The organism is Amycolatopsis sp. CFH S0740, assembly GCF_004522315.1.
Taxonomy (GTDB): Bacteria; Actinomycetota; Actinomycetes; order Mycobacteriales; family Pseudonocardiaceae; genus Amycolatopsis; species Amycolatopsis nivea.
This window is the reverse complement of sequence record NZ_SDLS01000011.1, coordinates 214,913-235,465: the sequence shown is the minus strand read 5'-3', so window position 1 is coordinate 235,465 and position 20,553 is coordinate 214,913. Positions and strand designations below refer to the sequence as shown.

Sequence of the window (20,553 nt, the reverse complement as noted above, 5' to 3'; positions counted from 1 at the left end):
AACAATTGCCCGCGCCCGGTATTTCCGGCTCAGACCGCGACCCGGTTCCGGCCGCCGTCTTTCGCCCGGTACAGCGCGGCGTCGGCCGAGCGGAGCACCTCGTCGAGCGTGTTGCCCGCCTGCGGATAACACGCGACCCCGACGGACACGGAGAGTCCGCTGATCCGCAGCGGACCTCCCACCGCGACAGTCAGCTCCCCTACCGCGACCCGCACCCGTTCGGCGATCCCGAGCACGTCGGTGCCGCCGGTCGCGGGCAACAGGACCACGAATTCCTCGCCGCCGAACCGGCCGACGGTGTCGCTTTGCCGCACCGAAGCCTCGATCGCCACGGCCACCGCGGCCAGCACCTCGTCGCCGGTGAGGTGCCCGTACGTGTCGTTGATGCGCTTGAAGTGGTCGAGATCGATCATCAGCACGGCGAACCCGCTGCCGGTCCCGCGCCGCCGGGCCCGGGTGAATTCCCGGGTCGCCAGCTCGTGCCAGCCCGCGGTGTTGAGCAGCCCGGTCTTCTCGTCGGTCACGACCGCCACCTGCAACTGCTGCTTCAGCAGGAGATAGCGGTGCAGCAACAGCAACGGCGGCAGCACGAACACCACCAGCACCGGCTGATGAACGAACGCCAGGGCAGCGAGCCCGCCGAGACACAGCGTCGCGAGCTCGAAGGCGTTGTCCTCCCAGGTGCCGATGAGGTCCGCGGGCGAGCGGCTGTTCGTGTACAGGTAGATGCCCGTCGCTACGACCACGACGTTCACCAGTTCAAAGGCGGCTGCTGCCAGTACGAGCGCGAGGACGCCGTACGCGGTGTCGAGCCGCGCCTGATCCAGACCGCCGATCGTCAACACCGCAGATGCCGCGAAGCACGACAGCATCGCCCACGCGGTACTGGCCGCGAAGCGATGCGCAGGCCGCGTACGCACGTGTCGCCACACTCGCAGCCACAGATGCAGGTACAGCACCAACGCCAGCAACGCGACCCACGCCGGCGGAAGCAGGAACGCACCGGCGAGGTACCAGACGGAGGTGACGTTGATGTGCGTCTGGCCGCTCATCCACCGCCGCAGCCGCTCGATCCGGCGCGACATCTCGGCCTGCGCGATGCCCAGCCCGACGAGGACGCCGAACGAACTGAACTGCACCGGCCCGCCGAACCCGGTCGCGAGGCCCGTCGCCGTGAGAGCCACGGCGAGGGCCTCGCACGCCATCGCATAACCGATCCATCGCCGCCGCGCGACCGCCCACATCGCCCAGCGCGGCGGCCAGCCTCTCCAGGACGTCACCGCGCCGCGCACCCCGATGGGGACAGGTGCCTGGGTCACGGGCGCCCCCACGCGAAATTCGGCCTACGGAAGTTGCCCAGGGTAGCGGGTCCGCTCCGCAGCTAGCCGAACCGAGCGAAAACTCCTCCGCGAACTGCCCACCGGGCACGCTCTGGGTAGAGCGGGCGGGCAACTTCCGGGCTGGGTCAGCGGCGGCGCAGCTTCCGCACGATGGCCAGCACGATCAGCAGCACGACCGCGCCCGCGGCCACCGGAGCCAGCCGCTTCGCGACGGACTGGCCCGCGTAGTCGAGCAGGTCGATCGCCTCGGTCTCGCCGGTCGAACCGCCCGCCGGAACGCTCCGCAGATGCGGTTTCTCGTCGGCGACCGGCTCGGCCGCGGGCTTTTCCGCAGGCTTCTCTTCGGCCTTCTCCTCCGGCTTCGCCGCAGGCGCCTCTTCGGCGGGGGTCTCCAGCGACGCCGCGAGGTTCCCCGCGAAGGTGTCGAGGATCTTGCCGCCCACCTCGGAGATCAGGCCGCGCCCGAACTGCGCCGGACGTCCGGTGATCGCCAGGTCGGTGGCCACCGCGCCATGCGTGCCGCCGTCGCGCTCGGTGAGCGTGAGGGTGACCGTCGCGGCCGCCGTTCCGCCGCCGCGGGAGTCCTTGCCGGACGCCTTGATGACGACCTTACGCGCCGCCTCGTCCTTCTCCAGGAACTCGCCGGTTCCCTTGTACAGCAGCGAAATCGGCCCCAGCTTGACCTTCACCGTGCCCGCGAAGGTGTCCCCCTCCACCTTGGTGAGCGAGGCGCCCGGCATGCACGGGGCGACGCGCTCCGGGTCGATGACGGCCTGCCAGACCTCCCCGATCGGGGCGGGGACGGTGAATTCGTGGTCGAGCCGCACGGGCCGACCTCCTCTCCTGCACACTGCTTCGAGCCGTTGCCGTCCACCTTACGGCCGTCTCCCGCGAAGCGGTCCGTGAAGGACTCCTTGGGGGAATCAGAGTCCCCCAAGGAGTCCTTCACGTCCCGGTCAGCTCAGGCGCCCACCGCCGCCGCGACGGCACGCCCGGTCAGCACCCGCGCGAGGTGCTGGCGGTATTCGACGTCGGAATTGCCGTCCGCGACCGGGTTGGTGCCCTCGGCCGCGTGCGCGGCGGCCGCCCGGATCGTGTCCGCGTTGGCCTGCGCGCCGAGCAACGCCTGCTCCACGCCGGTCGCCCGGACGGGGGTCGCGCCCATGTTGGTGAGCGCCACCCGGGCTTCCTCGATCACGCCGCCCTCGGTGCGCACGGTGGCCGCCACCGCGCACATCGACCAGGCCTGGGCGACCCGGTTGAATTTCTCGTAGTGCGCCCGCCAGCCGGTGTGCTTGGGCAGCCGCACCTCGACGAGCAGTTCGTCCGGGGCCAGCGCGGTGGTGAAGTAGTCCTGGAAGAACTCCGCCGCGGACACCGTGCGCCGCCCGTTCGGCCCGGCCAGCACCAGCTCGCCGTCCAGCGCGAGCACCGGGGCCAGCAGGTCGCCCGCCGGGTCCGCGTGCGCGATCGCGCCGCCGAACGTGCCGCGGTGCCGCACCTGCGGATCCGCGACCGTGTCGGTCGCCTCCTTCACCAGCGCGGCGTGCTCGGCGATCAACGGGTCGCGCTGGACCTCGTAATGCGTCGTCATCGCCCCGACCACGAGCGCGTCGCCGTCCTCGCGCACTCCGCGCATTTCGGCGACTTTCCCGAGGTCGACCAGCGTGGTCGGCGCGGCCAGGCGCATCCGCAGCACCGGCAGCAGGCTTTGCCCGCCCGCCAGCACCTTGGCGTCCTCGCCCGCCGCGGCGAGCGCCTGCACGGCTTCGTCCACCGTGGACGGAGCGACGTAGTCGAACGGAGCCGGGATCACTGGGCACCTCCGGAGGCGTCGATCGAACCGAGGCCGCCGCCGGCCTCGCCGCCGGGTCCGCCGGCATTGGCGGTGCCGTGGCGCACCGCGTTCCACACGCGCATCGGCGTGAGCGGCATTTCGATGTCGTTCACCCCGAACTGGCGCACCGCGTCGACCACCGCGTTGACCACGGCGGGCGTCGAAGCGATCGTGCCCGCCTCGCCGACTCCCTTGGCTCCCAACGGGTTCGTGGTCGACGGCGTTTCCGTCCGGTCCGTGGTGAACGACGGCAGGTCAGCCGCCGAGGGCAGCAGATAGTCGGCGAACGTGCCGGTGGTGAGCGTGCCGCTCTCATCGTGCACGGCCTCCTCGAACAGCGCTTGCGCGATGCCCTGCGCGAGCCCGCCGTGGACCTGTCCTTCCACGATCAGCGGGTTGACCACCTTGCCGACGTCGTCCACGCAGACGTACGAACGCAGTTTCACCTGGCCCGTTTCCGTGTCCACTTCGGCCGCGCACAAGTGGGTGCCGTGCGGGAAGGAGAAGTTCTCCGGGTCGAAGGTGGCGTCGGAATCGAGCGACGGTTCGACGCCGTCCGGCAGGTTGTGCGCGGCGAACACGGCGAGCGCGATGTCCTGGATCGTCGTCGACGAATCCGTGCCCTTCACGGTGAACTTGCCGCCGGAGAACTCGAGGTCGTCCTCGGAGCACTCCAGCAGATGCGCGGCGATCGGCTTCGCCTTCGCGACCACCTTCTCCGCCGCCTTCACGATCGCGATGCCGCCGACGACCAGCGAGCGCGAACCGTAGGTGTCGAGGCCCTTGTGCGAGGACTGCGTGTCGCCGTGCAGCACCTCGACGTCCTCGAAGGACACGCCGAGCTGGTCGGCCACGATCTGGCTCCACGCCGTCTCGTGCCCCTGACCGTGCGCCGACGCACCCGTGGTGACCTCGACCTTGCCGGTCGGCAACATCCGCAGCGACGCGTACTCCCAGCCGCCGGCACCGTAGTCGAGCGAACCCAGCACCCGCGACGGCGCGAGCCCGCACATCTCGGTGAACGTCGAGATCCCGATGCCGAGCTGCACCGGGTCGTTCGCCTCGCGGCGCTCCTTCTGCTCGCGGCGCAGCGCGTCGTAGCCGAAGAGCTCCTTCGCCTTCTCGGTCGCGGCCTCGTAGTTGCCGGAGTCGTAGGTGAGCCCGCAGACCGTGGTGAACGGGAATTCCTCGTGCTTGATCCAGTTCTTTTCGCGCAGCTCCACCGGGTCCATGCCCAGCTCGTCGGCCAGCTCGTCCATGATCCGCTCGATCGCGAACGTCGCCTCCGGACGGCCCGCGCCGCGGTAGGCGTCGGTGAGCGTGGTCGTGGTGAACACGTTGGTGCAGGCGAAGTGGTAGGCCGGGATCTTGTAGATCGCGTTGAACATGAACGCGCCGAGGATCGGCACGCCCGGCCCGACCAGGCCGTTGTACGCGCCGAGGTTGGCGAGCAGTTCGACCTTGAGCCCGGTGACCGTCCCGTCGGCCTTCGCCGAGATCGTGATGTCCTGGATCTGGTCGCGGCCGTGGTGCGCGGCGAGCATCGTCTCGGACCGGGATTCGTTCCACTTCACCGGCTTGCCGAGCTTGTTCGCGACCAGCACGGTCATCATTTCCTCGGGCAGCACGCCGATCTTGCCGCCGAACCCGCCGCCGACGTCCGGCGCGATCACGCGCAGCTTGTGCTCGGGGATGCCGAGCGTCAGCGCGGACATCACGCGCAGGATGTGCGGCACCTGGGTGGCCGACCACATGGTCAGCTGCGCGCCGGTCGGGTCGACCACGCACGCGCGCGGCTCCATGAACGCGGGCACCAGCCGCTGCTGGCGGAACCGCCGTTTCAGCACGACCTCCGAAGAGGACAGTGCTTCCTCGACGTTCCCGCCGGTCCCGGCCTCGGCCGAGTCGAACACCCAGAAGGCGTTCTTGTTGCTGCCCAGTTCCTCGTGCACGAGCGGCGCGTCTTCGGCGAGCGCCGCTTCCAGGTCGAGGACCGGCGGCAGGTCTTCGTACTCGACCTCGATCGCCTCGAGCGCGTCATGCGCCTCCGCGGCCGATCGAGCGACCACCACCGCCACGCCCTCGCCGGCGAAATTCACCCGGTCCGAGGCCAGCACCGGACGCCGCGGCGCAGCCATGTCCGGCGTGATCGGCCACGCGCACGGCATGCCGATGGCACCCTCGGGATCGAGGTCGGCGGCGGTGTAAACGGCGACGACACCAGCGGATTCCTTGGCCGCGGACGTGTCGATCGAAACGATCTTGGCGTGCGCCAGCGGACTCCGCAGCACCGCGAGATGCAGCATCCCCGGCAACGCGATGTTGTCCGTCCACCGGGTGCGCCCGGTGATCAGCCGCTCGTCTTCCTTGCGACGCCGGGACTTTCCTACCTCAGGCTCGATCGTGGCAGTCATCATTCACCACCCACGCCGACGTGGTTGGGTTGATCGATCTTCTCGGCGTCGGGCCCCGCACCGGGACTCATGTGCTTCGCGGCGTCGCGCACCGCCTTCACGATGTTCTGGTAGCCGGTGCAGCGGCAAAGATTGCCCTCGAGCCCCTCGCGAACGGCCTGCTCGTCCGGGTCCGGATTGTCCGCCAGCAGGTCGATGGACTGCATGATCATGCCCGGCGTGCAGAACCCGCACTGCAGGGCGTGGTTGTCGTGGAAAGCCTGCTGGACCGGGTGCAGTTGCCCGTCGCGGGCCAGCCCCTCGACGGTGGTGACCTCGCATCCGTCGGCCTGCACGGCGAGAACGGAACAGGATTTCACGCTGTGCCCGTCGAGATGGACGGTGCACGCGCCGCAGTTGCTGGTGTCGCACCCGACGACGGTGCCCACCTTCCCGACGCGTTCCCGTAAGTAGTGGACGAGCAGGGTGCGCGGCTCGACGTCATCGGTGTATTTCGTGCCGTCGACAGTGACGGTGATGCGCATCAAAGGCCTCCAAGTGCAAATGCCCGCCAGCCCCGGCGGAGGCGGCGGGCCGGTTCGGGAACGGCCAAGGCGCGATCGTGATCGGCCTCACAGGGGAGCGTGCTACGCCTTTCGCGCGCGGACAAGTCCTGATGTCGCACGTCGCCCTGACGGTTCCGCAGATGCGGGTTTTTTGCATTTCCGGAGACGCAGATGCGTGAAGCCGGACGGGTGATTTTTCGAGCGGCGGATCTTCCCGAGGGCCCGCGGTTTCGAGTCGGGGGTTCACCGGGTTTCGTTGCTGGACGGGGTTTTCCTCGCGGATCGCACTGCCTGGCGGGCCGTCGTGGCAAGGCTGCGTGGGCTTCGGCCTGGACGGTTCGGCTTGGTGCCGCGTTTTCGGCTAGCTGCGTCCTCGATGCACCTGCGGCCGGGTTCTCACAGCATCTGCCGCGTTGTCTTGGTGCCCATGCTTCTCACCTTTGCTGCTGCATGACTGGCGGCTGCTGCCCGCCGCAGCCGCCGGGGATGCGCCATTCCGGGTCGCCGCGCACAGTGCCAAGCCTCGGTCCGGATGGTTCGCCCTGCGGGTCGCCCAACTGCGGTACACCTGCTGCCGGGTCCTCGCAGCAACTGCCGCGTCGGCTGCGCATCCGGCCTGTTGCGGCCCCGCTGCTACATCCCGACCCCGGAATCACCTGCCGCGTCAACTGCGTGCACAGCGCCGTCAGGCACCAAAGTCCGGCCAGGCAGCACCGCCGGAAGCCCCGCATGCCCGCCCGCACCAGCCACCGAGCGACCGCAAACGCTTGCCCGGCCTCCCAGCTCACCAGCCAAGTCAGCTAGGAATCCGCCCGCCCAACACCGCCAGCCGCCAAGCCCGCCGCGACAGTTCCCCAACCTCCCAGGCCACCAGCCTGGTCGGCTAGGAATCCGCCTGCTCAACGCCACCAGCCGCCAAGCCCCGCCGCAACACTTCCCCAGCTTCCCAGGCCACCAGCCAGGTCAGCTGTGAATCCGCCCGCTCAACGCCGCCAGCCTCCGTCCGGTGCCGCTCCAACGAAGCGCGATGATCTCCGCCGCGATCGACACCGCCGTCTCCTCCGGCGTGCGCGCGCCGAGGTCGAGGCCGATCGGCGACGACAGGCGTTCCAGCTCGCCCTCGGTGATCCCCGCCTCGCGAAGCCGCGCGAACCGGTCGTCGTGCGTCTTGCGCGAACCCATCGCGCCGACGTACCCGACATCGAGCCGCAGCGCGACCTCCAGCAGCGGCACGTCGAACTTCGGATCGTGCGTGAGGACCGCGATCGCCGTCCGCGCGTCGATCCGGCCCGCGTCGGCCTCGGCCTTCAGGTAACGGTGCGGCCAGTCGACGACCACGTCGTGCGCCTCCGGGAACCGGCTGCTGGTCGCGAACACCGGACGCGCGTCGCAGACCGTCACCTGATACCCGAGATAAGCACCCATCCGTGCCATTGCGGCGGCGAAATCGATGGCCCCGAACACCAGCAGTCGCGGCGGCGGTTCGAAGGAATTCACGAAAACAGCCATGCCCTCGCCGCGCCGCTGCCCGTCCGGTCCGTAATGGAGCGTCCCGGTGCGTCCGGCGGCAAGAAGCCCACGCGCATCGTCCGCGACAGCATCGTCCATCCGGGACGAGCCAAGGGACCCCTCGACCCGGTCCGGCCACACAATCATGTGCTCGCCGACCAGTCCCGGCGTCTCGTGCTCCACGATCGTGACGACCGCGACCGGCTCGCCGCTGCGCACCGACTCGACGACGCGCTCCAGCTCCGGCATCGATTCGCGGTCCACCGGCTCGACGTAGATGTCGATGATCCCGCCGCAGGTCAGCCCGACCGCGAAGGCGTCGTCGTCGCTGACGCCGTAGCGCTGCAACACCGGCTTCCGCTCGGCGACGACCTCGTTGGCCAGCTCGTACACCGCGCCCTCGACGCAGCCGCCGGACACGCTCCCGACGACCGTGCCGTCCGGCGCGACCATCATCGACGCACCCGGCGCCCGCGGGGCCGACGAAAACGTCGCCACCACCGTGCCGAGCCCGACCGTTTCGCCCGCCTGCCAGCGGCGGTACACGTCGTCCAGTACGTCACGCATCGGCAATCTCCCCGAGGAGTCGTTCCAACGTCGCCAGGCTGTGCCCGGCCAGCAAGCGGTCGATGTGCGGCAGGGCGGCCACGATGCCGGATTGGACCGGAGCATAACCCTCGTGCCCTGCGTGCGGATTCACCCAGAATACGGCGTGCGCGAGCCGGCGCAGCCTGCCGAGCTGCTCGGCCAGCAGGCTGACGTCGCCGCGCTCCCACCCGTCGGAGAACACGGTGACTACCGCGCGTCGCGCGAACCCGCGCTGTCCCCACCGGTCGAGAAACACCCGCAATGTCTCGCCAAGCCGTGTCCCACCAGCGAAATCAGGCACCGCGGTACCGGCGGCGAGCATCGCCTGCTCCGGATCGCGCTGCCGGAGCTGCCGGGACACTCGCGTCATCCGAGTACCCAGCGTAAACACCTCGACCGACATCGGAGCAGCCCGCGCGACGACGTGCGCGAACCGCAGCAACGCGTCGGCATACGGGCTCATCGAGCCGGAAACGTCGATCAGCAAGACGACCTTCCGCGCCCGCGTCCCCCTTCGATGATGCGCCAGCCGCACTGGCTCACCACCGGACGCAAGCATCGCCCGCAGAGTCCGCGCGGGGTCAAGCGCACCACGATGCGCGGGCGCCCGCCGCGCCGCCCGCCGCCGGGGCAGCACCGGACGCAGCGTCGCGAGCAACTCCCGCAAATGCGCCCGCTCAGCTTTGGTCAACTCGGCGAGATCCCGATGCCGGAGAACCTCGTGATCGCTAGCCGCGACCCGAAGCGTGTCGTGCGATTCCTCGGCACTGTCCCCGTCCCCGGCCGCCGCGACCAGCGGAGCGATCCGGGCTTGCTTCCGCACCGGAGTCCCCGACGTCGCCTTCGGACTGTCATCTCCTTCGAACCACCGCGCGAACGCTTCCTCGTACCGAGGCAGATCGTCGGGGTCGGAGCAGAGCGTCAACCGCCCAACCCAGTACAACTGCGTCGGCCGGGCGACGTCGACCTTCGCCACCGCAGACAGGTAAGCCTGCACCCGCCGCGCGTCACAGGCGACGCCCGCCTCCCGCAATGCCGCCGCGAACCCCGCATAGCCAGCAAGCGGGTCAGCGACTTCGGTGTTCATGTCCCCCATTGTGACCCCAACCCCGAAAACCGCGCCGCGACAGCCGATCCTGCCTGGTTCGGACGCCTTTCACTCACTCCGGCGGCGACCGGTTCAGCTTCCTGGAGCCGCTGGCGTCCGGCTGCAGCCTGCGAGTTGTCGGCAGCGGTCTTGGCACGCAACGGTTCTTGATCGAGTTCTTGGCCGGGCTCCCGGCCGCGCGGCGGTTCTTGGCCGAGTTCCGATTCGTGCAGAGACTCTTGGGCAAGTTCTTGGCCGAGTTCTCGCCCACGCGAACGTTCTGGGGCTAGCGCTCGGCCGCTCGAAGGTTCTGGGGCGGGTTCCTGGGCACGCCAAGGTCCCGGCTTGAGCTGCTCCAGCTCGCCAGCGTTCCTCCGCACCGCCATTCCAGTGTGAACCGCGTCGGCCCCGCAGATGTTCCGGCTTGCGCCAACTCGCCGCTCCGCGCGACCCGCACACCGCTCCACCCAGCTGAACCGTCGCCAGCCCAATTTCGCCCGCGTTCAAGCCCGCAGACATCCCGCGCCCGTCGGCCAACCCCACACCGCGCCAAGGCTTGCCGACGTTTCCGCCAGCTGGCCGCCTCCGCGCCGCGTCCAGGATTCCCGGCACCTCCGCCAGCCAACCCCCGCGCCGCGTTCCCGGGCGGTTCGGTTCAGCCAACCCTCCGCCGCGCGAAACTCCCCAAGGCCCCACCACACGGCTCACCGCGGCAACGAAGGGCGGCCGCGCGGAACCTTCAGGAAAGAACGGGAACTCAGCGGACAGCCGGGAGGGCAGTCCGGACGAAGTCGGTCACGAGCCCTCCTTCCGGCACAGTCGCAGTCACAAGATCAGGCACTCATCAATGAAGTCGGCGAAGTCATCCAGTGATGCTCCAAGCATGCCCGATCCCGCACCCCGCCGCAACGGAATTACTTGACCGTCCACAGTAGACAAAAACTCAAGAGAACAGCGTGTCCAGCTTCGCCCGCACCCGGTCGAGATCCTCGCTGTACTTGAGCACCGCACCGAGAGTCCGCGCGGCCGTCGCGGCGTCCAGTTCGTCGCGCTGGAGCGCGAGCAAAGCCCTTGCCCAGTCGAGAGATTCGGCGACCCCGGGCGGTTTGAGGAGGTCCATCGCCCGCAGCCGGTGCACCGCGTCGGCGATCTGCCGGGCGAGCGTCTCGCCGATCCCCGGCAGCCGGCGGCGCAGGATGCTGATCTCCCGAGCCAGGTCCGGGTGTTCGAGCCAGTGGTAGAGGCACCGGCGCTTGAGCGCGTCGTGCACCTCGCGAGTCCGGTTCGACGTCAGCACGACCAGCGGCGGCTGCTCCGCCCGAACCTCGCCGTACTCCGGGATCGTGACGGTGTACTCGTCAAGCAACTGCAGGAGGAACGCCTCGAACTCATCGTCCGCGCGATCGATCTCGTCCACCAGCAGCACACACGGTGTCGTGGTGAGCGCCTGCAGCAACGGCCGCGCAAGCAGGAAACGCTCCGTGTACAGCGAACGCTCGGCAGTTTCCGCGTCGAGCCGTCCGCCGTCTGCCGCTTCGAGCGCACGCAGGTGCAGCAGCTGACGAGGGAAGTCCCATTCGTAAAGGGCCTGCGCGGCGTCGATGCCCTCGTGACATTGAAGCCGCACCAACGGCCACTTCAACGCCTCGGACAAGGCAAGCGCCAGCGAGGTCTTCCCGGTGCCGGGCTCGCCTTCGCAGAAGAGCGGCCGCTGCATCTGCGTCGCGAGAAATCCCGCGGTGGCCAGCCCCTCGTCGGCGAGGTAACCGGTGGTGTCGAGGGCGGCCGCGAGCGCGTCGGGCGAGGCGAGGGACTCTGTCACGCCCCCGATCGTAGATCCGAGACCGCCAAGTTCGCCGTTCACCGCGTCGCTCAGCGGCTCGTAACGCACGCATTCCGGACCAGGCAAGCTCCGTCAGCGACCCAACGCAGCCAGGCACCCGACCGCCCCGGCACCGTTCATCGCCGCTCCGCCCCAGGCCCGGCCAGGTCCCCAGGCCGATCGACATCGCTGCCGCTCCCGAGGTCACCGCACTCGACAAGCCGCACGTCGCCGCGCCCACGCAACCAGTCCCGCGCCCCGTGGTCACCGTGCGCCGAATCCGCGATCTCTCCCCACCAACGCCGCCCGAACAGCACCGGATGTCCCGGAACCCCCTGGTACGCGGCCCGGACGACAGCGTCCTCGGAAACCTCCCCGACGATCCGCGCGAGCGCCGCCGCCGGTACCCACGGCAGATCCACCAGGTGCACGAGCACGGCCGCCGACGGCTCCCCCGCCAACGACTCGAGCCCGGCTTTCAGCGACTCGCCCATCCCGTCCTGCCACCGCGCCGCGGACACCGCAGTGACCTCCGGTGGCAGCAGCTCCCGGACCTGCTCAGCCGACGCACCGACGACCACCCGCACCGAGGTGCATCCGGCCTCGGCCAGGTTCCGGACCGCCCGCTGGACCAGCGGCTCCCCGTCGTACTCGACCAGCGCTTTGGGCCCGCCGAATCGCCGCCCCGCCCCGGCGGCGAGCAGCAATCCGGCAACCGGTTCCGGCATCGGCGCTCCTCAGCCTTTGATCGCTCGCCCGGGCGCGACCGCGGCGAGCTCCGCCGAAATGGCAGCCGCGGTCTCGAGCAACGGCGGAACGAACTCGGTCCGGACGGTCTCCACCGGCGTCCGGCTCGCGTGCGTCGAGATGTTCACCGCGGCGACCGCGCGCCCCGCCCGGTTGCGGATCGGCGCGGCGACCGAACGCAGGCCTTCTTCGAGCTCCTGGTCGACCATCGCCCAGCCCTGCTCCCGGACCTTCGCCAGCTCGGCTTCGAGCGCGGTGCGGTGGGTGAGCGTGTGCGGGGTCAACCGGTCGAGGTCGGCGACGACGAAGTAGGTGTTGAGTTCGGTCCGGTCCATGTCGGCGAGCAGCACGTGCCCCATCGACGTGGCGTGCGCGGGGAACCGCGTGCCGACGTTGATGCTCACCGTCATGATCCGCGACACCGCGACGCGCGCGACGTACACGATGTCGGCGATCTCCAGCACCGACACCGAACTCGACTCGTGGACCTCCGCCGAGAGCCGTTCCAGGTGCGGTTGCGAGATCTCGGCCAGGCTGAGGCTGGACAGATACGCGTAGCCGAGCTCCAGCACACGCGCGGTGAGCGAGAAGTACTTGCCGTCGGTGCGGACGTAGCCGAGGTCCACGAGCGTCAGCAGGAACCGGCGCGCGGCCGCGCGGGTCAATCCGGTGACGCGCGCGACGTCGCTGAGCGTCGGATGCGGCGCCTCGGCGCTGAACGCCTTGATCACCGCCAGTCCGCGTTCCAGCGACTGCACGTGGTGCGCACCGCGTTCGGCCTGGTCGTCGGATTCCATGCGGCGAACCCTATCCGGCCGGCGGCTGAGCGGTGGGTTCTCCCAGCTCCGCGAGGACGCGTTGGGCGATCCCGATCGCCGTGTTCGCCGCCGGAACTCCCGCGTACACGCCGGTGTGCAGCAGGACTTCGCGGATCTCGTCCGCGGTGAGCCCGTTGCGCACCGCCGCGCGGACGTGCATCGCCAGTTCGTCGTGGCAGTGCAGCGCGGCGAGCGCGGCCAGAGTGATGCAACTGCGAGTCCGCCGGTCGAGGCCGTCGCGCGTCCACACCGAACCCCACGCCGCCTCGGTGATGTACTCCTGGAACGGCTGGCTGAACTCGGTGGTCCGCGCGACCGCCCGGTCGACATGGTCGTCGCCGAGCACCTCGCGGCGCACCCGCATGCCCGCCTCGTAGCGGTCTCCGGTCACTGCTCCTCCGTGATCCGGTCGAGGATCAGCCGGGTGAATTCCTCCGGCTGCTCGTAGCTGCCCAGGTGCGCGGCGGAGGCGACGACCTCGAGCCGGGCGCCGGGGATCCCGTCCGCGATGACCCGACCGTGCGGCTCGGCGGGCGTCGACGGGTCGTCGGCACCGGCGATCACCAGCGTCGGGACGGAGACCTTCGGCAGGTCGCCGGTGAGGTCCATCCGCTCGATGACCTCGCAACATCCGGCGTATCCCTCGTCCGGCTGGGCCGCGACCATCTCGCGCAGGTACGCGACCTGGTCCGGATGCGCCTGCGCGTAGCCCGGCGTGACCCAGCGCCCGACACTGGCTTCCGCGACCGCACCGGTGCCCTCGGCCCGCACGAGCCGCGCGCGATCGGCCCACATCTCGGGCGGCCCGAGCAGCGCTGACGTGCAGCACAACGTGAGGCTCGACAACCGCTCGGCGGCGTTGATACCGAGCCACATCCCGGTCATCCCGCCGAGCGACAGGCCGACGAAATGCGCGCGCTCGACACCGAGGTCGTCGAGCAACCCCAGCACGTCGCCACCCAGATCGGCCAGGTCGTACGGCCCCGGCGGAACCGGCGACGACCCGTGGCCCCGCGTGTCGTACCGGACCACGCGGAATCCGCGTTCGGTCAACGGCGCGACCTGCGGCTCCCACATCCGGTGGTCGCTGCCGATCGAGTTGGAGAACACCACCACCGGACCCGCCGCCGGGCCTTCGACGACCCGGTGCACCCGGACACTGCTCACGCTTGAACCTCCACAATGGACACGGCCGGTCAGACCGCGAAGAACACCGTCTCGCCTTCGCCTTGCAAACGCACGTCGAACCGGTAGCCGGAACCGTCCTTCTTGGCCAGCAACGTATCCCGCCGTTCCTCGGGAACGCTCGCCAGCACGGCGTCGCCGGCGTTGTCCTGGTCCTCGAAGTACACCCGCGTGACGACCCGGTTCAGCAGCCCGCGAGCGAACACCGACACGTCGATGTGCCGCGCCTGCGGAGCCCCGGACGCGTCCGGCACGATCCCGGGCAGCAGCGTCAGGATCCGGTACTGGCCCTGCTCGTCGGTGGGGCACCGGCCGAATCCGCGGAACGCACCGGCGGGCTTGCCGCGCGGGTCGTCGGGGTGGTCGAACCCGCCGTCCGGATCGGCCTGCCACGTCTCGATCATCGCGTCGGGAACCGGGTTGCCCGCGCCGTCATACACGCCGCCGCGGATCCACACCGCGCCTTCGGTGCCTTCCGGGACCACGAACGGCCCGTCGTCCCACGGCAGCCCGATGGACAGGTACGGCCCGACGGTCTGCGAAGGCGTGCCTTCCAGCCTCACTCGTCCTCCTCCTCGTCCTCGAACACCGACTGTTCCCGCCCGCGCACCACGATGTCGAACTGGAACGCCAGCGCCCATTCCTCCTCGGTGCGGTCGAGGTCGAACCGGGAGATCATCCGCTGCCGCGCCTTCTCGTCCGGAATGGAGTTGAAGATCGGGTCCTGCGAGAACAGCGGATCGTCCGGGAAGTACATCTGCGTGACGAGCCGCTGGGTGAACGCCGAGCCGAACACCGAGAAGTGAATGTGCGCGGGACGCCAGGCATTGTCGTGGTTCTTCCACGGGTACGCGCCGGGCTTGATCGTGGTGAACTCGTAGCGCCCGTCGTCGTCGGTCAGCGTGCGGCCGAGCCCGTCGAAGTTCGGGTCGAGCGGGGACGGCCAGCGGTCGCCGGTGTGCCGGTAGCGGCCGCCCGCGTTGGCCTGCCAGATCTCCACGAGCGAGTTGCGGATCGGCCGTCCGTCGCCGTCGAGCAGCCTGCCGGTGACGATGATCCGCTGGCCCTGCGGCTCGCCCTCGTGCTGGCGGGTGAGGTCGTTGTCGAGCTCGCCGAGCCGTCCCGGGCCGAGCAGCGGACCGGTGACCTCGGTGAGCATCTGCGGCAGCAGGACCAGCGGCTGCTTCGGATGCCGCAGCGCGGTGGAGCGGTACGGCGCGTAGTCGAGCGGCGGGTGGGTGCCCTCCGGATCGGGCCGGTACTGCGGCAGGCGCCGCCCGGTCGGTGTGGCCACGATGCCTCCCCTTTCTCAGCGGTTCTCGAGCACGACAGCGAGTCCCTGGCCGACGCCGATGCAGATCGCCGCGAGGCCCCAGCGGCCGCCGGTGCGGCGGAGCTGATGCGCCAGCGTGCCGATGATCCGGCCGCCGGACGCGCCGAGCGGGTGCCCGATCGCGATGGCCCCGCCGTTGACGTTGACGATCTCCGGGTCCAGCTTCGACCATTCTTTCAGGCAGGCCAGCGATTGCGCCGCGAACGCCTCGTTGAGTTCCACCGCGGCGAGGTCGTCCCAGCCGATGCCCGCCCGTTCGAGCGCGATCTCCGCCGCGCGCACCGGGCCGATGCCGAACACGTCCGGGTCGACCCCCGCGGCGCCGCGCCCGGCGATGCGGGCCAGCGGCGTCTTGCCGAGCCGCTCGGCCGCGGCCGAGTCGCCGAGCAGCAACGCCGACGCACCGTCGTTCAGCGGTGACGCATTGCCCGCCGTGACGGTGCCGTTTTCCTTGCGGAACACGGTTTTCAGCTTCGCGAGCTTCTCGGGCGAGGAATCCGGCCGGATGCCCTCGTCCCGGGTCAGCTCGACGCCTTCGACCGGGACCACGTGGTCGTCGTAGAAGCCCTCGTCCCACGCCCGCGCGGCGTTCACGTGGCTGCGCGCGGCGAACGCGTCCTGCTCGTCGCGGCCGATGCCGTAGCGTTCGGCGAGAAGTTCGGTGGACTCGCCGAGGGAAACGGTCCACTGCGACGGCATCGCCGGGTTGACCATCCGCCAGCCGAGTGCCGTGTTGTAGAGCGTCTGGTTGCCGGCCGGGAAAGCCTTGTCCGGCTTCGGCATCACCAGCGGCGAGCGGCTCATCGATTCGACGCCGCCCGCGACCACCAGCGAAGCGTCGCCGACCTGGATCGCCCGGCTCGCCTGCATGGTCGCCTCGACGCCGGACCCGCACAGCCGGTTCACCGTCGCACCGGGCACCGACGTCGGCCAGCCGGCGAGAAGCGCGGCCATCCGCGCCACGTTGCGGTTGTCCTCGCCCGCCCCGTTGGCGTCGCCGAGCACGACCTCGTCCACAGTGGACGGATCGAGCCCGTTGCGCTCGGCCAGCGCGCGCAGGACGCCCGCGGCCAGGTCGTCGGGACGCACTCCGGAGAGAGCGCCGCCGTAGCGCCCGAAGGGAGTGCGGATCGCGTCGAGTACGTAAGCGTCGCTCATTCGCCGGCCTTCTTCAGTTCGCGGAGCAGGGTCAGTTCGCGTTCGGTGGGCGCGGGGGTGGTCTTGAGATCCGCGGCCGTCTTCAGTGTCCACCCCGTCGCTTCCACGACCTGGTCCAGTTCGACCCCGGGGTGCAGTTCGGTGAGCGTGAGCTCCGCGGTGTCCGGGTCGGGCCGCATGAGGCCGAGGTCGGTGACCACGAGCGTCGGCCCGGCTCCGCGCAGGCCGAGCCGTTCGCGGTCGCCGCGCCCGGAGCCATGGCCGAACGACGTCACGAAGTCGACCTTGTCCACGAACGTCCGCTTGCTTTGACGCAGCACGACGAACACTTCCTTGCAGGACGCGGCGATCTCCGGCGCCCCGCCCGCGCCGGGAAGGCGCACCTTCGGATCGTGGTAGTCGGAACCGATGACCGTGGTGTTGATGTTGCCGAACTTGTCGAGCTGCGCCGCGCCGAGGAACCCGACGTCGATCCGGCCGGGCTGCAGCCAGTAGTTGAACACCTCGGGCACGCTGACCACCGCGTCGGCGGTGTCGGCCAGCTCGCCGTCGCCGATCGACAGCGGCAGCCTGCTGGGTTTCGCGCCGAGACAACCCGATTCGTAGATCAGCGTGAGGTTCGGGGCGTGCGTGCGCCGGGCCAGGTTCGCCGCCGTGCTGGGCAATCCGATCCCGACGAAGCACGACATGCCCTCGCCGAGCGCGCGGGCCGCGGCGATGCTCATCATCTCGTCGGCGGTGTACTCGCTCATGCCTTCACCCCGGTCAGATCGTTCAGCCACTGGGCGAATTCCTTTCGGTCCCGCCCGATCTCGTCCCACGCCTGGTACGCCGCGTTGTCCCGCTCGTAGTACCCAGCGGCGTACGACGGCGCCGCGCCGCGCGGCACCTCGGCCACCGCGGTGACCGCCCAGGACGGAAGGACCAGCGCGCCCGGCCGGGGCTCCAGCTCGTCGACGACCTCTTCGACGGTGACCAGCGACCGCTTCGCCGCGAGCACCGCTTCCTTCTGCACACCCGCGATGCCCCACAGCTGGACGTTGCCCGCCCGGTCGGCGCGCTGCGCGTGCACGATCGTGACGTCCGGGTTCAGCGCGGGCACCGCGGTGAGCTGTTCGCCGGTGAACGGGCAGGTGATCGGCTTGATCGTGTCCGTCTGCGCGGGAAGATCGGTGCCGGTGTACCCGCGCAGCACGGCGAACGGAAGCCCGGAAGCGCCTGCGACATAACGGTTCGCCATGCCCGCGTGGCTGTGCTCCTCGATCTCCAGCGGCACCGGCCACGAGTGCTGCACGGCGTCGCGGAACCGGTGCAGCGAGCCGACCCCGGGGTTGCCGCCCCACGAGAAGATCAGCTTGCGCGCACAGCCCGCGCCGATGAGCTGGTCGTAGACGATGTCCGGCGTCATCCGCACGAGCGTGAGGTTCCGCCTGCCCTGACGGATGATCTCGTGCCCGGCCGCCACGGGGATGAGGTGCGTGAAGCCCTCGAGAGCGACGGTGTCTCCGTCGTGCACCAGCTCGGCGACCGCCTCGCCGAGCGACAGCACCCTTGCCATCACGAGCCCTTCCGTCTGGATCTTCCTGCTTCTGCCGTTCCGTGCTAGCGTGTTCGCATAGCGCACAGAAGTTCTACATGAGAACATAGCACGATCCGGCCGCCCGCGGGAGTGCCAAAGGGTGAAGCGGACGTCCGGAGAGACGGCACAAGACGACGCGAGGTTTTGCGAACTGCGAGAGAAGAGAGGTGATGCGATAAGACAACACGGTGCGCTAGGAGTCGGCGAACGGGTTTCGCGGCGGCACAGGGCGGCGCGGCCGTCGGCAGACCGGGATTTCGTTGCGTGGTACCGCAATGCGGAATTCGGGCCCTGCCGGCGTCAGTGGCGTTCTGTCGCGGTTGGACGCTCCGTCGCAGCTCAGGCGGGTGTCCGGCGGTGAGCGCGCCGCGAACCTCGCTCGGGCGGCACGGTCGGCATTAGGCTGCTCGGCATGCCGAAGATCGCTGTCACCCGCTGGATCCCGGACGAGGCCGTGCAGGTGCTCGGCGAAGCAGGCGAAGTCGAAATCTCGCCGGAGGACCGGCCGCTCACGCCCGAGGAACTGCGGAAGTTCGTCGCCGGATCGGCCGCGGTGGTGTCGATGCTGCACGACCGGATCGACGGCTCAGTCGCGGACGCGGCGGGTCCCGGACTGAAGGTCGTCGCGAACGTCGCGGTGGGCTACGACAACGTGGAGGTCAGTGCACTGGCCGAACGCGGGGTCGTGGTCACCAACACGCCGGGCGTGCTCACCGACGCCACCGCGGATCTCGCGTTCGGACTGCTGCTGGCCGTCTCGCGGCGGCTCGGCGAAGGCGAACGTTTGCTGCGCGCGCGGCAGCCGTGGTCGTTCCACCTCGGCTTCCTGCTCGGGTCCGGGCTGCAGGGCAAGACACTCGGCATCGTCGGGCTCGGGCAGATCGGCCGCGCGGTGGCGAAGCGGGCGGCGGCGTTCGGGATGCGGGTCGTCTACTCCGGACGGTCGGCGAAACCGGACTTCGACGGCGAGTTCGTGTCGTTCGACGAACTGCTGCGGCGTTCCGACTTCGTGTCGCTGCACTGTCCGCTGACTCCCGAGACCCGACACCTTGTCGACGCGGATGCCTTGCGGGCCATGAAACCGAGTGCGTACCTGGTGAACACCACTCGTGGTCCGGTCGTTGACGAGTCGGCGCTGGCCGACGCGCTCGCGGCCGGAGAGATCGCGGGCGCGGCGTTGGACGTGTTCGAAAACGAACCGGACGTCGAGCCTCGATTGCTGGAGCGCGACGACGTGGTGGTCACACCGCACCTCGGCTCGGCGACGGTGGAAACGCGTACGGCGATGGCGGTGCTGGCCGCACGCAACGTCGTCTCAGTGCTCGCCGGCGCCGATCCGCTGACGGAGGTGGGCCGATGACCCGGGTCGTGATCGCACCGGACAAGTTCAAAGGAAGCATGACCGCGGTCGAGGTGACGGAAGCGATCGCGCACGGCGTGCGCGATGCGTTGCCGGATGCCGAGATCTCCGCGTGCCCAGTCGCCGACGGCGGCGAAGGGACGCTGGAGGTCCTCGAGAACGCGGGCGGCTCCGTGGTGCGGTTGTCGGTGCGCGGTCCGCTGGCCGAACCGGTCGACGCCCGGTACGTGCTGCTCGACGGCACGGCCTACGTCGAATCGGCGCGGGCGTGCGGGATCGAGTTCGTGACGCCGAGCCGGGAAGTCGCGCTGGCCGCGCACACGTGGGGCGTCGGCGAGCTGCTGAACGACGCCCTCGCCCGCGGCGCGCGGAGGCTCGTGCTGACCGTCGGCGGCACCGCTAGCACCGACGGCGGTGCCGGGATGCTGGCTGCGTTGGGTGCCGAGGTCCTCGACGCGTCCGGTGCGCCGGTTGGTCTCGGCGGCGGGTCGCTGGCGCAAGTGGCGCGCGTCGATTTGGGCCCGGTTCGGGAGCAGCTGGGCGCAGTGCCGGTCGCAGTCGCGACGGACGTGACGAATCCGCTGCTCGGCGCGAACGGGGCGGCGGCCGTGTTCGGTCCGCAAAAAGGCGCGGCACCGGACGACGTCCGCACGCTGGACGAAAGCCTGTCGCACTGGTCTAAGGCGCTTGTGCAGGCCGGCGCACCGGACGTCTCCGACCTGCCCGGAGCCGGCGCTGGCGGAGGTGTCGCGGCGGGAGCGATCGCAGGGTTCGGCGCGACGGTCGAGTCCGGCTTCGATCTGATCGCCGCGTTGACCGGCGTCGACACCGCGCTGACCGGTGCTGACCTGGTGATCACCGGGGAGGGCTCGCTGGACGAACAGTCGCTGTCCGGCAAGGCCCCGGCAGGCATCGCGGCTCGCGCCGGGCAGACGGGCGTCCCGCTTCTGGTGCTCGCCGGACGGATCCAGCTGGACGCGGACGCGCTGGACGGATTGGGAGTCGTGGGCAGCAGCGCGCTGATCGACCACGCACCGTCGCTGGACTACGCCCGCTCGCACGCCGCGGAACTGCTGCGCGAACGGGCCGGAGTGCTAGTGCGGGACTGGCTGCGCACCAGGTAGCAGAACGCTCCCGCGATCAAGCCGCGGGAGCGTTCCACACAACAACGCAGCCACCCCGTCGTCTGGACAACCCGCGTCTTGGGCGGCAGCACCGCCCAGGGATCGGC

General features: G+C 70.0%; 19 protein-coding genes. 2 read left to right on the top strand and 17 right to left on the bottom strand.

Annotated features, from left to right (window positions below; all coding sequences use genetic code 11):
* Positions 1 to 29: 29 nt before the first annotated feature.
* The 17 genes from EIZ45_RS20870 to EIZ45_RS20790 form a co-directional block, all read right to left on the bottom strand.
* Positions 30 to 1,244: a diguanylate cyclase gene (locus EIZ45_RS20870; protein WP_134665657.1), complete on the bottom strand. Its 1,215-nt coding sequence runs from the start codon at positions 1,242 to 1,244 to the stop codon at positions 30 to 32.
* Positions 1,245 to 1,465: 221 nt separating this feature from the next.
* Positions 1,466 to 2,167, bottom strand: a complete 702-nt coding sequence (locus EIZ45_RS20865; protein WP_037810194.1) for an SRPBCC family protein — start codon at positions 2,165 to 2,167, stop codon at positions 1,466 to 1,468.
* A 134-nt stretch (positions 2,168 to 2,301) separates the two neighbouring features.
* Complete coding sequence (locus tag EIZ45_RS20860; RefSeq protein WP_037810193.1) at positions 2,302 to 3,156, bottom strand: xanthine dehydrogenase family protein subunit M; 855 nt, start codon at positions 3,154 to 3,156, stop codon at positions 2,302 to 2,304.
* Complete coding sequence (locus tag EIZ45_RS20855; protein WP_134665449.1) at positions 3,153 to 5,591, bottom strand: xanthine dehydrogenase family protein molybdopterin-binding subunit; 2,439 nt, start codon at positions 5,589 to 5,591, stop codon at positions 3,153 to 3,155. The genes EIZ45_RS20860 and EIZ45_RS20855 overlap by 4 nt, the downstream gene beginning before the upstream one ends.
* Positions 5,591 to 6,115 (bottom strand): (2Fe-2S)-binding protein, encoded by a 525-nt coding sequence (locus tag EIZ45_RS20850; protein ID WP_134665451.1) that lies wholly within the window; start codon positions 6,113 to 6,115, stop codon positions 5,591 to 5,593. Before EIZ45_RS20850 ends, EIZ45_RS20855 begins: the two co-directional genes overlap by 1 nt.
* A 984-nt stretch (positions 6,116 to 7,099) precedes the next feature.
* Entirely contained in the window at positions 7,100 to 8,212 is a 1,113-nt protein-coding gene (locus tag EIZ45_RS20845) for an XdhC/CoxI family protein (protein ID WP_037810189.1), read from the bottom strand.
* Entirely contained in the window at positions 8,205 to 9,320 is a 1,116-nt protein-coding gene (locus EIZ45_RS20840; RefSeq protein ID WP_134665453.1) for a VWA domain-containing protein, read from the bottom strand. The genes EIZ45_RS20845 and EIZ45_RS20840 overlap by 8 nt, the downstream gene beginning before the upstream one ends.
* A gap of 943 nt (positions 9,321 to 10,263) precedes the next feature.
* Positions 10,264 to 11,142, bottom strand: coding sequence for a MoxR family ATPase (locus EIZ45_RS20835; protein ID WP_051172312.1), 879 nt, complete (start codon positions 11,140 to 11,142; stop codon positions 10,264 to 10,266).
* A gap of 137 nt (positions 11,143 to 11,279) precedes the next feature.
* Positions 11,280 to 11,870 carry an NTP transferase domain-containing protein gene (locus tag EIZ45_RS20830; protein ID WP_134665455.1) on the bottom strand — a complete coding sequence of 197 codons (591 nt, stop codon included), beginning with the start codon at positions 11,868 to 11,870 and terminating at the stop codon, positions 11,280 to 11,282.
* A 9-nt stretch (positions 11,871 to 11,879) separates the two neighbouring features.
* A complete protein-coding gene (locus EIZ45_RS20825; protein WP_037810187.1) occupies positions 11,880 to 12,686 on the bottom strand; it encodes an IclR family transcriptional regulator C-terminal domain-containing protein in 807 nt (268 codons plus the stop codon).
* 10 nt (positions 12,687 to 12,696) lie between these two features.
* Entirely contained in the window at positions 12,697 to 13,098 is a 402-nt protein-coding gene (pcaC, locus tag EIZ45_RS20820; protein ID WP_205670066.1) for a 4-carboxymuconolactone decarboxylase, read from the bottom strand.
* Entirely contained in the window at positions 13,095 to 13,874 is a 780-nt protein-coding gene (pcaD, locus tag EIZ45_RS20815) for a 3-oxoadipate enol-lactonase (RefSeq protein WP_134665457.1), read from the bottom strand. The genes pcaC and pcaD overlap by 4 nt, the downstream gene beginning before the upstream one ends.
* Before the next feature lie 29 nt (positions 13,875 to 13,903).
* The gene (pcaG, locus tag EIZ45_RS20810; RefSeq protein WP_134665459.1) at positions 13,904 to 14,455 is read right to left on the bottom strand and encodes a protocatechuate 3,4-dioxygenase subunit alpha; all 552 of its coding nucleotides are present in this window, start codon (positions 14,453 to 14,455) and stop codon (positions 13,904 to 13,906) included.
* Complete coding sequence (gene pcaH, locus EIZ45_RS20805; RefSeq protein ID WP_043833036.1) at positions 14,452 to 15,186, bottom strand: protocatechuate 3,4-dioxygenase subunit beta; 735 nt, start codon at positions 15,184 to 15,186, stop codon at positions 14,452 to 14,454. The genes pcaG and pcaH overlap by 4 nt, the downstream gene beginning before the upstream one ends.
* 15 nt (positions 15,187 to 15,201) lie before the next feature.
* Positions 15,202 to 16,383, bottom strand: coding sequence for a thiolase family protein (locus EIZ45_RS20800; protein WP_134665461.1), 1,182 nt, complete (start codon positions 16,381 to 16,383; stop codon positions 15,202 to 15,204).
* Positions 16,380 to 17,135: a CoA-transferase subunit beta gene (locus EIZ45_RS20795; RefSeq protein WP_043833033.1), complete on the bottom strand. Its 756-nt coding sequence runs from the start codon at positions 17,133 to 17,135 to the stop codon at positions 16,380 to 16,382. The genes EIZ45_RS20800 and EIZ45_RS20795 overlap by 4 nt, the downstream gene beginning before the upstream one ends.
* The gene (locus tag EIZ45_RS20790; RefSeq protein ID WP_134665463.1) at positions 17,132 to 17,941 is read right to left on the bottom strand and encodes a CoA transferase subunit A; all 810 of its coding nucleotides are present in this window, start codon (positions 17,939 to 17,941) and stop codon (positions 17,132 to 17,134) included. The genes EIZ45_RS20795 and EIZ45_RS20790 overlap by 4 nt, the downstream gene beginning before the upstream one ends.
* Before the next feature lie 433 nt (positions 17,942 to 18,374).
* Between EIZ45_RS20790 and EIZ45_RS20785 the strand changes: the two genes are divergently transcribed.
* Together EIZ45_RS20785 and EIZ45_RS20780 are read left to right on the top strand one after the other, a co-directional pair.
* Positions 18,375 to 19,322 (top strand): D-glycerate dehydrogenase, encoded by a 948-nt coding sequence (locus EIZ45_RS20785; protein WP_134665465.1) that lies wholly within the window; start codon positions 18,375 to 18,377, stop codon positions 19,320 to 19,322.
* Positions 19,319 to 20,446 carry a glycerate kinase gene (locus tag EIZ45_RS20780; RefSeq protein ID WP_134665467.1) on the top strand — a complete coding sequence of 376 codons (1,128 nt, stop codon included), beginning with the start codon at positions 19,319 to 19,321 and terminating at the stop codon, positions 20,444 to 20,446. The genes EIZ45_RS20785 and EIZ45_RS20780 overlap by 4 nt, the downstream gene beginning before the upstream one ends.
* The last annotated feature ends 107 nt before the right edge of the window (positions 20,447 to 20,553 follow it).

Coding starts and splice junctions, on each gene's coding strand:
- EIZ45_RS20870 (WP_134665657.1), bottom strand. CDS start 1,244: ATGTGGGCGGTCGCGCGGCGGCGATGGATCGGTTATGCGATGGCGTGC.
- EIZ45_RS20785 (WP_134665465.1), top strand. CDS start 18,375: ATGCCGAAGATCGCTGTCACCCGCTGGATCCCGGACGAGGCCGTGCAG.
- EIZ45_RS20825 (WP_037810187.1), bottom strand. CDS start 12,686: ATGGAATCCGACGACCAGGCCGAACGCGGTGCGCACCACGTGCAGTCG.
- EIZ45_RS20845 (WP_037810189.1), bottom strand. CDS start 8,212: ATGCGTGACGTACTGGACGACGTGTACCGCCGCTGGCAGGCGGGCGAA.
- EIZ45_RS20830 (WP_134665455.1), bottom strand. CDS start 11,870: ATGCCGGAACCGGTTGCCGGATTGCTGCTCGCCGCCGGGGCGGGGCGG.
- EIZ45_RS20800 (WP_134665461.1), bottom strand. CDS start 16,383: ATGAGCGACGCTTACGTACTCGACGCGATCCGCACTCCCTTCGGGCGC.
- EIZ45_RS20855 (WP_134665449.1), bottom strand. CDS start 5,591: ATGACTGCCACGATCGAGCCTGAGGTAGGAAAGTCCCGGCGTCGCAAG.
- EIZ45_RS20795 (WP_043833033.1), bottom strand. CDS start 17,135: ATGAGCGAGTACACCGCCGACGAGATGATGAGCATCGCCGCGGCCCGC.
- EIZ45_RS20840 (WP_134665453.1), bottom strand. CDS start 9,320: ATGAACACCGAAGTCGCTGACCCGCTTGCTGGCTATGCGGGGTTCGCG.
- EIZ45_RS20850 (WP_134665451.1), bottom strand. CDS start 6,115: ATGCGCATCACCGTCACTGTCGACGGCACGAAATACACCGATGACGTC.
- EIZ45_RS20780 (WP_134665467.1), top strand. CDS start 19,319: ATGACCCGGGTCGTGATCGCACCGGACAAGTTCAAAGGAAGCATGACC.
- EIZ45_RS20790 (WP_134665463.1), bottom strand. CDS start 17,941: ATGGCAAGGGTGCTGTCGCTCGGCGAGGCGGTCGCCGAGCTGGTGCAC.